This window comes from Streptomyces europaeiscabiei, assembly GCF_001550375.1.
In the GTDB taxonomy this organism is placed as follows: Bacteria; Actinomycetota; Actinomycetes; order Streptomycetales; family Streptomycetaceae; genus Streptomyces; species Streptomyces europaeiscabiei.
In genome coordinates this window covers 1-13482 of the sequence record NZ_LRTR01000017.1, presented here as the reverse complement: position 1 = coordinate 13482, position 13482 = coordinate 1, and the positions used below count along the sequence as shown (strand labels likewise).

General features: G+C 71.3%; 9 protein-coding genes. 3 read left to right on the top strand and 6 right to left on the bottom strand.

Going from position 1 to position 13482, the window contains the following annotated elements:
- Window positions 1–120: 120 nt before the first annotated feature.
- Both AWZ10_RS00610 and AWZ10_RS00605 read right to left on the bottom strand, forming a co-directional pair.
- Window positions 121–1104, bottom strand: a complete 984-nt coding sequence (locus AWZ10_RS00610; RefSeq protein WP_046709099.1) for an aldo/keto reductase — start codon at window positions 1102–1104, stop codon at window positions 121–123.
- 65 nt (window positions 1105–1169) lie between these two features.
- Window positions 1170–2135, bottom strand: coding sequence for a DUF1152 domain-containing protein (locus tag AWZ10_RS00605; protein WP_046709100.1), 966 nt, complete (start codon window positions 2133–2135; stop codon window positions 1170–1172).
- Window positions 2136–2320: 185 nt separating this feature from the next.
- Between AWZ10_RS00605 and AWZ10_RS00600 the strand changes: the two genes are divergently transcribed.
- A complete protein-coding gene (locus AWZ10_RS00600) occupies window positions 2321–3103 on the top strand; it encodes an alpha/beta fold hydrolase (protein ID WP_046709101.1) in 783 nt (260 codons plus the stop codon).
- Between the two features lie 36 nt (window positions 3104–3139).
- On the opposite strand, the gene AWZ10_RS00595 is transcribed toward AWZ10_RS00600, so the two are convergent.
- The 3 genes from AWZ10_RS00595 to AWZ10_RS00585 all read right to left on the bottom strand — a co-directional run bounded on the left by AWZ10_RS00595 (window position 3140) and on the right by AWZ10_RS00585 (window position 7769).
- Window positions 3140–3931 (bottom strand): hypothetical protein, encoded by a 792-nt coding sequence (locus AWZ10_RS00595; RefSeq protein WP_046709102.1) that lies wholly within the window; start codon window positions 3929–3931, stop codon window positions 3140–3142.
- A gap of 110 nt (window positions 3932–4041) precedes the next feature.
- Window positions 4042–4929, bottom strand: coding sequence for a Gfo/Idh/MocA family protein (locus AWZ10_RS00590; protein ID WP_046709103.1), 888 nt, complete (start codon window positions 4927–4929; stop codon window positions 4042–4044).
- Window positions 4930–4991: 62 nt separating this feature from the next.
- Window positions 4992–7769 (bottom strand): SpoIIE family protein phosphatase, encoded by a 2778-nt coding sequence (locus AWZ10_RS00585; RefSeq protein ID WP_173531681.1) that lies wholly within the window; start codon window positions 7767–7769, stop codon window positions 4992–4994.
- Between the two features lie 329 nt (window positions 7770–8098).
- On the opposite strand from AWZ10_RS00585, the gene AWZ10_RS00580 reads away from it, so the two are divergent.
- Both AWZ10_RS00580 and AWZ10_RS00570 read left to right on the top strand, forming a co-directional pair.
- Window positions 8099–10201, top strand: coding sequence for a DUF1996 domain-containing protein (locus AWZ10_RS00580; protein WP_060890165.1), 2103 nt, complete (start codon window positions 8099–8101; stop codon window positions 10199–10201).
- 776 nt (window positions 10202–10977) lie between these two features.
- Window positions 10978–12567 carry a hypothetical protein gene (locus AWZ10_RS00570; RefSeq protein WP_046709105.1) on the top strand — a complete coding sequence of 530 codons (1590 nt, stop codon included), beginning with the start codon at window positions 10978–10980 and terminating at the stop codon, window positions 12565–12567.
- A gap of 35 nt (window positions 12568–12602) precedes the next feature.
- On the opposite strand, the gene AWZ10_RS00565 is transcribed toward AWZ10_RS00570, so the two are convergent.
- Window positions 12603–13067 carry an SRPBCC family protein gene (locus AWZ10_RS00565; RefSeq protein ID WP_046709118.1) on the bottom strand — a complete coding sequence of 155 codons (465 nt, stop codon included), beginning with the start codon at window positions 13065–13067 and terminating at the stop codon, window positions 12603–12605.
- Between the last annotated feature and the right edge of the window lie 415 nt (window positions 13068–13482).

Sequence of the window (13482 nt, the reverse complement as noted above, 5' to 3'; positions counted from 1 at the left end):
AGGGCCCGCTCACCCGGCTCACGGGCGGCCGCATCTGACGGCCGCCCGCCGCAAGGGCCACGCGCGGGAAGCGGCTCACCAGGCCGTTTCCCGCGCGACGGCTCGGCGCACCCGACGGCCCTACCAGCGGCTCTCGACCTGCTCCTTGATGCGCCGGTCGTACAGGTCCCGGATCGCCGTGAGCGTCCCGTCGGAGAGCTCCGGCAGCGCGGCGGCGGCCGCGTTGGCGCGAGCCTGGTCCGGCGTGCGGGCACCCGGGATGACCGTGGTGACGCCCGGCAGCTGGATGATCCAGCGCAGCGCCAACTGGGCCGGGGTGTAACCGTTGGGAGCCAGCGCGGCGAACTCGACCGCCGCCTCGACGCCCGTGCCGTAGTCGACGCCGGAGAAGGTCTCGCCCTGGTCGAAGGACTCGCCGTGCCGGTTGTACGTACGGTGGTCGTTCTCCGCGAAGACCGTGTCCTTGGTGTACTTGCCGGACAGCAGCCCCGAGGCCAGCGGAACCCGCGCGATGATCGCGACCCCCGCCTTCTCGGCCGCCGGGAGGACGTCGAGCAGCGGCTTCATACGGAACGGGTTGAGGATGATCTGCACGCTGGCCACGTTCGGCCGGGCGATCGCCGTCAGCGCCTCGGCACAGGTCTCCACGCTGACGCCGTACGCGGCGACGCGCTCCTCCTCGACCAGTGTGTCGAGGGCGTCGAACACCTCGTCGGAGGAGTACACGGGCGTGGGCGGGCAGTGCAGCTGGACCAGGTCGAGACGGTCCACACCGAGGTTGCGGCGGGACCGGTCGTTCCAGGCCCGGAAGTTGTCCAGGACGTAGTTCTCGGGGATCTGGTCCACGCGACGGCCCATCTTGGTCGCGATGAACACATGGAGGTCGGGCCGGCTCCGCAGGAACGTGGCGATGGTCTGCTCGCTGCGCCCGTCGCCGTAGACGTCGGCGGTGTCGAAGAAGGTCACCCCCGACTCGGCCGCCGCCTCCAGCACCGCCAGGGCTTCCGTGTCGTCGACGTCACCCCAGTCGGCGCCGAGCTGCCACGTACCGAGACCGACGACGGATGCGTGCTGATCCGACCTACCGAATGCGCGTTCTTCCATGGCGCCAGTCTGTCACCTGCCCTGTCGTCCGCTCTGCAGGGCCAGTGGCATGGCCGGCGGAGCGGTCAGTGCGGGAAGGCGCGCGGCTGACGCTGCCGGGGCAGCTCGTCCCGGAACTCCTCGACTACCGAGCTGATCTGCCGGGTGAGTTCGGTCTTCTCCAGCCGGTCCAGGTACAGGTTGCGGCGGGCGAGTCCCATCGCGTCCACGCAGAAGTACAGCGCCATCAGCGGGTTGATGAACAGTTCGCTGTTCCGGGTCCGGTCGGTGAAGCGGACGTCGCCGAACTCGCCGCGCACGGCGGCCGCGACCGAGCCGTTGACGATGCTGGGGTGGGTCGGTGTGCACTGCTGTGCGTGCGCCACCGCGTCCACGTACAGGGCGCCCTCACGGCTGTCGCGGGGCAGCGAGAACGCGCCGAGGTAGGCGCCGTCACGCTCCAGCGCGGCCAGGTTCTCCAGGACCAGCGAGTGGTTGACCCCGTGGTAGGCGTCCACGCCGAAGCCCAGACAGGCCACCAGCCGCTCAGGGACCTCGTCGAGACCGGCGACGGCGCCCAGACTCGCCATGTCCTCCTCCGGCGTCCCGAGCCCGTGCTCGTCACCGCGCATCAGGATGTCGGTGCCGCCGTCCACCAGGACGACCGCGTCCACCCCGCCCAGATGTTCGATGAGCGCGCGGTAGGCGGCCCGCAGGGGTGCCACACCCGTACGGGACAGCGCGTACACCGTGCTGGGCAGCCGGTGCAGGGCCAGCCACTGGGCGAGGGCGCGCTCGGGGAAGTAGTCGCCGCGGAACGTGGTGTCCGGGCCGATGGCCGCGACGTCCGGCTCCAGCCACACGTCCATGCTCAGGCCGTACAGATCGGCGAAGGACAGGTTCGCGAGGTGGACCTCCTTGCCCGCCGACCGCAGGGAGAGGGCCAGTGGCAGGCCGGCGTAGACGTCGAAACCGCCACCGGCACCGGCTATGAGCACGCGCCGCGCGTCGCGCAGGCGCGTGAAGAACGGGGGTTGCTGGAGGGAGAACACCGGGGGAAGTTAACAGGGTGGTGCGCGGGGCGCCCGCGAATTGTGGGAGCGATGCCCGGGACCCACGGGAGCCGATGCGAGGACATCCCCGATTTCCTCGGCGAACGACGGTGACGCGGGGCCGGGCCGCCGGTTACCGTACCGGTCGGTAACCGGATCGCAAGCAAGCACCGCAGGAGGCCCTCATGCCGCAGCTCGAAGTCGACGGCGCCGCGCTGACGTACGACGACGAGGGCCCCCGCGACGGCGACGGCGTGCCTCTCGTGTTCGTCCACGGCTGGACCGCGAACCGGCACCGCTGGGACCACCAGGTGGCGCACTTCGCCGCGAAGCGGCGCGTGATCCGGCTCGACCTGCGCGGGCACGGCGAGAGCGGCGGCGCGGGGGTGCGCACGATAGAAGAGCTGTCGGCAGACGTGCTCGCCCTGCTCGATCACCTGGGGGTCGAGCGGTTCGTCCTCGTCGGCCACTCCATGGGCGGCATGATCTCCCAGACCATCACCCTCGCCCACCCCGAGCGGGTCGAGCGCCTGGTGCTGGTCAACTCCATCGGCCGCATGACCTACAGCCGCGGCCGTGGCCTGCTGATGGCGGCCTCCGCCCGTGTCCCCTTCAAGCTGTTCGTCGCCGCCAACATCCAGCGGGCCTTCGCTCCCGGCTACCCCCGCGAGGAGATCCGCGCGTACATCCGCGCCTCCGAGGCCACCCCGCGCGAGGTCGTCATGACCCTGTACGGCGCCATGCGTGCCTTCGACGTCCTCGACCGCCTCGGCGAGATCAGTACGCCCACCCTCCTCGTCCACGGCTACCACGACATCCAGCTCCCCGTCTCCCAGATGCTCCGCATGGCCAAGGCCTGCCAGGACGCCGAGGTGCGCATCCTGGACGCCGGCCATGAACTGCCCGTGGAGAAGCCGGCGGAACTCACCGCCACCCTCGACCGCTTCCTCACCGGCACCCGCTCCTGAGCCCCGCCCACCGATCGCGGACCGGGCCGGGTGTGGTCACATCGCCGCGCGCGAGTGTGGCCTCCCCCGGCCCAGCAGGCCGCCGAGAGTGCGCAGCCACCCGAGGACGGCGCCGACGACCGCGCGGGTCCGGGGCAGGCGGTCGATGTCCGCGGCGAGGGACAGGGCCGCGCCCGTCCAGGCGAAGCCGAACGACCACACGGAGAGCCACTCGCACAGGTACAGGGGCGTGATCAGCCAGTCGTCGCCCACCTGGGTGGCCGCCGCCGCGGCGGCGAGCGCCATGAAGACGAGGATCAGCACACCGGCCACAAGGTAGGGACGCCGCACGTAGGACCGTTCCTTGATGCCCGGAGCCCCGTACATGAAGAGACAGAAGGCCGCCATCGCCGTCAACAGGCCGACGGCGAAGACCTGGTGGAACACGGAGACCGTCTGCTGGCCGGTGTCGCCCCCGGCGCCCGGCGCGGTGGGGAAGAGGGCGACACCCAGGGCGAAGACCCCGGCGATCGTGCCCAGGAGGTCGTGGAACTTGTTGAAGCGGTACACGACCAGGAAGATCCCGAGGGCGCAGAGCCCGCCGACGAAGATGTCGCGGGTGCTGGTGTAGTACGAGCCGCTCATGGAACCGGGCCAGGCGTCCTCCCCGGTCCGACGGTCGAGCCGCGCCGCGATCCAGTTGCCGGCCGGCAGCGCCAGGGGCAGCAGGACACCGATGACCCCGACCCCCAGACGCAGCCGCATGACCGTCCGCGCGTCCTGGTCCTTCTTCCCGGCCGCCACCCTGCGCCGCAGGGGCTCGGCGGCGCTCCCGTCCGTCGCGCTCACGGGCACCTCCTCACGCTCACGAAACGCGCGAGGCGAAGGCGTGCCCGCCACCGGACGATGTCCGGTGGCGATCGAACACAAACTCGAACGCAGGTTCAGGGCGGTGCGTGTCAGCCGGCCAACTGCCCTTCCGCGGCGACCAGCAGCTCCGTCACCCGCAGAGCGAAGGCGGCGTCGCACGGATGCGGGCGGCCACTACGGGCGGCCGCCAGCAGCGCGTCCCCCGCCCGTACGAGAGCCGGTACGGCACCTTCGTCGGACGTGGGCAGTACGGTCGTCCCGGTCCGGCCGCGCAGCTCCACCGTGGCGCCGGAGGCCGCGGGCGGGGCGGTGAGACTGAGGGTGACCGTGCTGGACGCCCCACCGGTGTGCAGGAGGACCAGATGGACCGTGTCCCTGGGCCCGCGCACGGCGGCGGCCACCCTCTCCACGTCCCCGAGGACCGGCAGCAGCACGGACAGGGCATGCGGGCCCACATCCCACAGGCCACCCTTCTCGCGCCGCCACGGCGAGGCCGCGAAGGGGCTGTCGCTCTCTTCGTCGAACAGCGACCCGAACCACTCCGCGCGGGCGGTGAACCAGCCCCCACCGGCGGCCTGTTCGGTGATCCACGCGTCGATCGCCGTCTGGAAACGGGCGGTGAAGAAGACGACGGACGCGACCCGGGCCTCCTCGACCGCCTCGACGACCGCCCGCCCCTGCTCGACGTCCATCGCGAGGGGTTTGTCGAGCAGCAGATGGCAGCCGGCTCGGGCGGCACGTGCGGCGAGCGGCGCCTGGACGGAGGGCGGCAGCGCCACGGCCACCGCGTCCACGTCGGCGAACAGGGCGTCGACGTCCTCGTACACGGGCAGTCCGCCGTGCCGGTCGGCGAGTTCCTTGGCCGCCTCCGGCCGCCTGCCCCACACCCCCGCGAAGTCCAGCTCCTGGTGCGCGCTCAGCGCGGGGGCGTAGGTCATCTCGGCCCACGGTCCTGTTCCGAGCAGTCCGATACGCATGTTCCGGTCTCTCCTTGCGCGTTGGAGGCCGTGTCCGCGGGGACACGGCCTGCCGACGACCGTCAGGGCAGTGCCTGTTCGGTCCAGATGGTCTTGCCCGTGGGGGAGTATCGGGTGCCCCAGCGCTGGGTGAGCTGGGCGATCAGGTACAGGCCGCGGCCGCCCTCGTCGGTCGTGGCCGCGTACCGCAGATGGGGCGAGGTGTGACTGCTGTCGGTGACCTCGCAGATCAGCTGGCGGTCGTGGATGAGCCGGACCCGGATGGGGCCGCCGCCGTACCGGATGGCGTTGGTGACCAACTCGCTGAGGATCAGCTCGGTGGTGAACTCCAGCTCCTCCAGGCCCCATTCGGCCAGCTGCCGGGTGGCGTCCGAGCGCGCCAGGCCGACGGCCGCCGGGTCGCCGGGCACCTCCCACTCGACCACGCGGCCCCTGTCCAGCGCACGCGTACGGGCGACGATCAGCGCGATGTCGTCGCTCGCCCGGCTCGGCGGCAGCGCGTCGAGCACCGCCTCACAGGTGCCCTGCGGTGAGGTGTCGGCCCCGGCCAGCGCGGTGCGCAGCAGTTCGAGCCCGTCGTCGATGTCCCGCTCCCGGTGCTCGACGAGCCCGTCGGTGTACAGCACCAGCCGGCTGCCCTCCTCGAGCTCCAGCTCGGCCGTCTCGAAGGGCAGCCCGCCCAGGCCGAGCGGCGGACCGGCCGGCACCTCGGGGAAGTCGACCGTGCCGTCGGGCCGGGCCACCGCGAGCGGCGGATGGCCCGCGCGGGCCACGTCGCAGCGTCGCGAGACCGGATCGTAGATCGCGTACAGGCAGGTCGCCCCGGTGATCGGGGCGGTACCGTCCAGGACCGCCTCGTCCTGGTCGATACGGCTGACCATCTCGTCGAGCAGCCCGAGGATCTCGTCCGGCGGCAGGTCCAGCGCGGTGAAGTTGTGGACGGCGGTACGCAGCCGCCCCATCGTGGCCGCGGCGTGCAGCCCGTGGCCCACGACATCGCCCACGACGACCGCGACCCGGGTGCCCGACAGGGGCAGCACGTCGAACCAGTCCCCGCCCACCCCGGCCTGCGCGGGCAGATAGCGGTAGGCGACGTCCAGGGCGCTCTGCTCGGGAAGGTTGCGGGGCAGCAGGCTGCGCTGCAGGGTCTCGGCCATCGTGTGTTCGCGTGTGTAGCGGCGCGCGTTGTCGATGGAGACCGCCGCGCGGGCGACGAGTTCCTCGGCGAGGGCCAGCTCCTCCTGGTCGAACGGCTCGGGCTTCTCCGAGCGCCAGAAGTTCGCGACACCCATCACCAGCTGGCCCACGCGCAACGGCACGGTGATCAGCGAGTGGATGCCGTACTCGACGACCTGCGCGGACCGTTCGAAATCCTGCGCCCGCCAGCCGGGTGCCCGGCTGAGGTCGGCCACGAGGGTCGAACTGCCGCTGTCGATGCTGCGGGCCTGTGGCGAGGAGGGGACGAGGTCGATCCGCTCGCCCACCTTGTACAGCGGCGCGTCCTTGCGGATCCCGCTGCACGCCGTACGGCGCAGCGTGGTGACCGTATCGGGTTCGTCGCCGCTGAGCGCCGCGGGTGCCAGGTCCACGGTGACGAAGTCCGCGAACCGGGGGACGGCCACCTCCGCCAGCTCCTCGGCGGTGCGGGTCACGTCCAGGCCGGTGCCGACGCCCACTCCGGCGTCGTAGAGCAGCCTCAGGCGCTCTCGCGCGGCCTCGGCGCGGCCGGACAGGGCGCGCAGCTCGGTGGAGTCACGGAGGGTGGCGACGCTGCCGGAGGGCTCGCCCTGCAGATCGGTGGCCCGCTGGTTGACCGCGAGCAGCCGGTCGCCCACCAGGTGCACCTCGTCGTTGGCGACGCGCCCCGAGGCCAGCAGGTCGGCCATGTGCGATTCGAGGCCCAGGGCGAGGACGTCCTGTCCCTCGGCGTCCGCGGGCAGGTCGAGCAGACGGTGTGCCTCGTCGTTGGCGAGCAGCAGCCGGCCCCCGCCCCCGATGATGATCACGCCCTCCCGCACGGCGTGCAGCACCGCGTCGTGGTGCTCGTACATGCGGGTCATCTCGGACGGACCGAGGCCGTGGGTCTGGCGCAGGAGCCGCTTGCTGACGAGTGCCGTGCCCGCCGTGGCCAGGGCGAGGGCCGCCGCGGCGGCGGCCAGTACGAGGGGCAGCTGCTGGTCCGCGACCCCGCCCACGTTCTCGGTGGTGATCCCGGCCGACACCAGGCCCACGACCTTGCCGTCCGGATCCTTGATCGGTACCACGGCCTGGACGAGCGGGCCGAGGGTGCCGTTGACCTCCTCGGTGAAGGACTCGCCCTTCAGCGCGGGTCCGAGAGTGCCGACGAACTTCTTGCCGATGCGGTCCGTCTTCGGATGGGTGTAGCGGATCCCGTCGGTGTTCATCACGACGATGAAATCGACCTTGGACTGGATCCGGGCGGCCTCGGCCCTCGGCTGGAGCACCGCCGTCGGATCGTCGCTGGTCAACGCCTCCCGGGTGCCCGGCGCGTTGGCGAACGTCTCCGCCACGGCGAGCGAACGGTTGTGCGCTTCCTCGGTGCTGTCGTGCCGTACCTGCAGGACCAGCGCCACCACGGCCGACACGACCAGCACCAGCACGATCACCACCTGCAGCAGGAACACCTGCCCGGCGACACTGCGCCCGCTCAACGTCGATCGCAGGCCCGAGAGAGGGCCCTGACCGTGCCCCGGCTCCCGACTTGCGGCGTCCCCGGATCCGTGCGGTACCCGCCGGGCGCGGTCGTCCCGGCCCTGCGCGGGCCGACCCTGAGGGCGGCGGGTCGATTGAGAGCGAGATCGACCCAGGAGACGGACCATGTGCCCATGTCTACACTGCCCCGCGCCCGGAGGCGAGAGGGGGTCACGCACGGTCACGGCCGATGGCGTCGGCCGCACGGCCCACGAAGCGTTCGCCACCGCTGTGACCACCTGTGACGTACTCCTTCCTGTCGGATTCCTGTGAATTCACGAGATGTTTGAACGCATGGGGGTCCGGCTCCGTATTGGGCTGGGGTTTTTCATGCCCGGACCCGACCACGACGTTGTAGGAGCTATCCGTGGGACGCACCACCAGGCGCAGACGCCCATCAGGAGCCCGGCGCGCGACCTCTGCCGCGATCGCGCTGATCTTGGGCGGGGGCGGGCTCGTGGCCGTCAACGTCTACGCGTCGGCCACCGAGGACGACTCGACCGACGACTCCGTCCAGCAGGTCAACTCCGCCGCCGGCACGATCGACTGCCCGGACGTCGGAGACGAACTGACGGAGGTCCCCGACGGGGCACGGGCGGAGGTCGACAAGGAACTCGCCGCCCTGGACCAGCAGATAGCCGAGGCCTACCAGCGGCTGCAGAACTCCGCGCAGGCCCAGCAGCAGGACGGCGGCTTCGCCGACAACGCGATCATGAACCCGCTGAAGGAGAAGCGGGCCGCGACGATCGAGCGGATCGCGATCGCCATCGACCGTGTCGGGGACCGCCCCGACGGACTCGACTCCCTGGCCGCCTGCGAACTGCGCCCCGCCGAGAACTGGAACGCCGACCAGAACGGTGGCGAGCAGAACGGCGGTGACCAGGGCGGCGGCGGTCAGAACGACGGCGGCGACGGTCAGGACCAGGGCGACCAGGGCGACCAGGGCGGGCAGCAGGGCGGGCAGGGCCAGCAGGGCAACGGTGGCCAGGCCGGCAACGGGCCGGTGGCCGCGGACTACGCCGACATCAAGTCCGTCCAGCCGAACGCCGGGAACCGGGGCGGGCAGCAGAACGGCTCCACCGGCTCCTTCACCACCGCCTGCGGTGTGAACGCGAACGGTCTGTTCAACTCCGACAACGTCATCGTCGCCCCCGGGGTCTCCAACGGCGCCCACCACTTCCACGACTATGTCGGCAACCAGGGCAACAGTGCGTTCTCCAGCGACGAGGACCTCGCGGCCGCCGACACCAGCTGTGAGAACCAGGGCGACAGGTCCTCGTACTTCTGGCCGGTGATCCGGCTCCAGAACGGCACCGCCGAGCAGGACGCCAACTCTCCCGGCGGCGGCATCGAGGGCAACGCCGGTGAGATCGTGACGCCCAGGGAAGTCACGATGTCGTTCGAGGGCAGCCCGCGCGGTGACGTCACGGAGATGCCGCGGCTGCTGCGCATCATCACCGGCGACGCCAAGGCGTTCGTCAACGGCACGGCCAACGCCAACGCGTCCTGGAGCTGCACCGGCTTCGAGGACCGGCAGCTGAAGGACAAGTACCCGCTCTGCCCCTCCGGCAGCGACGTCGTGCGCACGTTCAAGTTCCAGAGTTGCTGGGACGGCCGCAACATCGACAGTGCCAACCACCGCACCCACGTGGCCTTCGCCGCCGCGGACGGCAGCTGCGCCGCCGGCTTCAAGGCCATCCCGCAGTTGGTCCAGCGCATCGTCTACGACGTCGACGCCCCGAGCCTCCAGGACGGCGGCCGTACGACCCCGCTGTTCGCCGTCGACGCCTTCCCCGAGCAGCTCCACAAGCCCGTCACCGACCACGGCGACTTCATCAACGTCTTCGACGAGGACCTGATGCGGGAGATGGTGGACTGCATCAACGACGGTCGCGAGTGCGACGCGGCCGACGTCGGGGGCGACCAGGGCGATGACGGTGGCCAGGACAACGGCGGTGACCAAGGCAACGGTGGCGACCAGGGCAACGGTGGCGAGCAGGGCGGCGACACCGGTCAGGGTGGCGACCAGGGCCAGGAGCAGCCGGGCGGCGACCAGAACGACGGTCAGGGCCAGGAGCAGCCCGGCAACGACCAGGGTCAGGACCAAGACCAGGGTCAGGACCAGGGTCAAGACCAAGACCAGGGTCAGGACCAGGGTCAGGACCAGGACGAGAACACGGCCGGCCCCACCGAGACCGCGCAGGCTCCCGGCGGCACGGACGACGAGGCGAACCAGGGCGGCGACAAGGAGCCCCAGGTCCTCGCCTCGGTGAAGGCGACCCAGCGCGGCAACGCCGCCGAGAACGAGAGCGGCGACAAAGACGCCGACAACGGTGCGGACGACGGTGGTGACGACGGCGGCGCGGCCGTGGCCCCCGAGCAGACGGCGCCCGCCGCCAACATCCCGTCACCCGCCGGTCAGCCCGGATCGCAGGGGTCCCAGTCGGCGACGGGCGACCTCGCCGACACCGGGGCGCAACTGTGGCCGGCGATGATCGGCGGCGTGGCCGTACTCGCCGGAGTGGTCCTGCTCCGCCGGGTCAGGCGCGGGAGCTACTGACCCCGCAGAACCGTCCGGATGCGGTCCCCATGCTCCGCCAACCTTGTTGATTTGAGCAGGAATCGATCCTGTATCGAAGACTCGGGGCGGAGCATGGCGGAGGTCTGGGCCCGGTGACTGCCGCTGCTCGGTGATGTCGCGTCGGCCGCATGGCCGCCATCGGGGAGGCCGCGTTCGACGACACCGGGGGTGGTACCGCGGGAGGTGCTGTTCGGAGCGGCGGGCAGCGCCAAGCTCGCCCATGCCACCGCACCGCACGGTCTCCAACTCCTCACCGTGCTCGCGATCCTGTGCGACGCGGGCCGGCTGCGCCCCCAGGGCGGGGACCGTCCTGGCGGTCGCGGCCCTCGACTACGCCGCTTTCTTCGGAGTGGTCACCGCGACCGCCTACGCCGGCCGCGCCCCCTACGGATCCGACCGCCCCCGTGTGGGTCCTGCTCGCGGCCGGCGTCCTCACGACGGACACTGCGGCCGTCCTGGTCCTCGCCCGGACGGACCCCGCCCGCCGCGCCCCGGATCCCGGACCGGACGCGGGAAAAACCCCGCTCGTCGAGCGAACCGGCCGGTGACCCCCGTGCGTCCACAAGCTGTGGGGCCTGTACCTTTCACGCGTCGGCGGGCGGTGCGAACGACCCGTTCGGGCCATGTGCCAGGTGGTGGTCACGAATGGAAGTCGATCTATGTCGGCGCCCGAGAATCACCTGTCGCGGCATCGAGTTTCGGCCGTACACTGACAATTCGTAAGCATGCGGGTGGAGTTGACGGGGGGATCCGAGATGTCCGGGGATCAGTACGGCGTAAGAGACCAGGACGGTTGGAGCCACAGCTTCGTCGTGCCGCCTGTGCCGCCCATGCCGCCGGGGCCGCCACCCGGCCCGCCGGACGCCTGGCGGGCCGTCGGGGTGGGCCTGCTGAACCTCAGTGGTCTCGGGCTCGGCTACGCGCTGATCCGCCGCCCGCTCCTCACACTGGTGTGCTGGGCGGCCACGGGCCTCCTCCTCTTCACCGTGCTGCCGGCCGACCCTGACGGCGTCTCGGGCACGACCCTCACCGTCTACGGCCTGTTCCTCCTCCTCGTGGCCGTCCACGGTGCCTTCCTGGGCCTGCGCAACCGCCTGGTGTGGCCCGCGAAGTCCCCGCTCGCCATCGTGCTCGGCGTTCTCCTCCTCGGCGTACCGGTCGCGAGCGGTCTGCTCTACGAGACCGCGCGGAAGGAGGCCGTCGAGGAGATGCTCCTGGACCGGCTGGAGAAGGCCGACGACCTCGTGGACAAGGCTTCCGGCGAGTCCTTCTCCACGACCCAGTCCGAGTTCCGCAGGGCCCTGACCGCGTACGACGACCTGCGCACCGACCACCCCGACTCCCGGGCGGCCGAGAAGGTCCCGGACCGGCTGAAGACCTTCTACACGACCGTCGGCGCCCCCTACGACAAGCAGGAGTACTGCGCCGCGGTCACTCCCCTCGAATACCTGCGCACGGTCCCGCAGACCGTGAGCAGGGACGACCTCGGCTCGCTGGCCACCTGGCCCGACGAGCGGCTCGCCACCTCACTGTACGAGTGCGCGTCCGCCGGCCTGGCGGGCGGCACCGCGGGCTGGCAGGACCAGTTCAGCGACCTCCTCACCACGTTCCCCGACTCGGACCAGGCCGCGAAGGTCGAGCCCGACGTCAAGGCGGCCGTCGACAAGGCCGTCAAGGCCGTCGGCGGCGACGACCCGTGCACCGCCGTGGACCAGCTGGGCACGCTCGGCTCCCAGGTCAAGGCGCTGCCGGGGGACAAGGCGGGCGTCGCCGACGCCCTCGCCGCCGACGCCGGACGGGCCGAGAACGCCGCGTCCGCGGGCGTCTACACCTGTGGCGTGGACCAGTACAAGGACGGCGACTTCGCCGAGGCGGTGACGTCGATGAACGACTTCGTCGACGCCAACAAGAAGCACAAGAACGCGCCGCGCGCCAAGAAGATAGCGATCGCCGCCGAGATCGCGCAGGAGGTCCCGGCGGCCGGCAAGAAGCTGCCCACGACGCGTTCCGGCGGCAGCATCTCCGTCACGGTCAAGAACGACAGCCCCGACGAGATCCAGGTCATGTACACCGGCCCGGTCACCGGCACCTTCACCCTCAAGGGCTGCGGCACCTGCTCCAGCTACAGCTGGAGCAGCACCCTCGTCACCGGGTTCAAGCCGTGCAGCGGCAACGACAACTACCCGCAGCGCACGATCAGCCTGCCGGTGGGCACCACGTACTTCCTGCACAAGCCGAAGGGCGGCAGCGCGTCCAGCGCCGCCTCCGACACCGCCAAGCTGGAGTCGGGCTACATCTACACAGAGTGCGCCTACGTGACCTCGGGCTACGGCCTGGACTCCTGACGCGCACCCGGTGACCGGAGGGCCGCAGGGGCGGCTCAGCTCCTGCGGCCCTCCACCCACCCGGCGACGTCGTCGAGGTCCTTCGTGACGGCCTTGCGCACGGCACGGGCACCGACGGAGCCCATGACCTTGGCGAGCAGACCCGCGACGGCACCGGTCGCATCCGCCGAGAACGTCATCAGGATCGTCGTCGACTCGGGTCCGTCCGCCCGCAGCACCCACTTCGAGACATAGCGGGAACCGTGCGACTCGGCCTCCACCACATAGCGCTCGGGCGGCTCGCTGACGGTCACCCACATCTCCTCGGTGGCGTCCTTGCCGAACATGCGCCGGGTCTCCCGCCACCTCGTGCCCACCCCGAAACCCCCGTCCGTGAGGACCTCCACCCGCGTGACACCGCTGAGCATCCGGTCCATCCGGCCGAGGTCCGTCAGGGCCTCCCACACCCGCCCCTGAGAAGCGGCGACCCGCCGCTCGACTACGACGCTTCTGCTGGTCATGACTCCCATGAAAGCACCGGGCTCCGACCCCCGCCCCGTGACGGCCGCCGCCCCGGCCGTCCTGCCAGGTTGCGTAGGCGGGGTGCGTAGTTTCACGGACGACCGTGCGGGAGGCGTTCTGAGAGGCTTGGATCTTCGGGTGCGGCCGGGGCCCCCGAGGCCGCATGGAAGGGATCGGGCCGCGGGTACTTCTCCTCCACACGTTCGCACACGACACCCTGCCGCGCGGTCCGGCGGCCCTGGTGGGCGAGCTCCGTCCGCGTCGCCGCACCCCATCCACCACGACACGAGGAGAAGCCGATGACCGAACGCCCCGAGGGCGCGCAGGATCAGCCGTCCGCGTCCCCGGCCTGGCCGCCCCCGGCACAGCCCGACCCGCGGGCAGCCACGCCCCAGCAGGCCCCGCCCGCCGCGC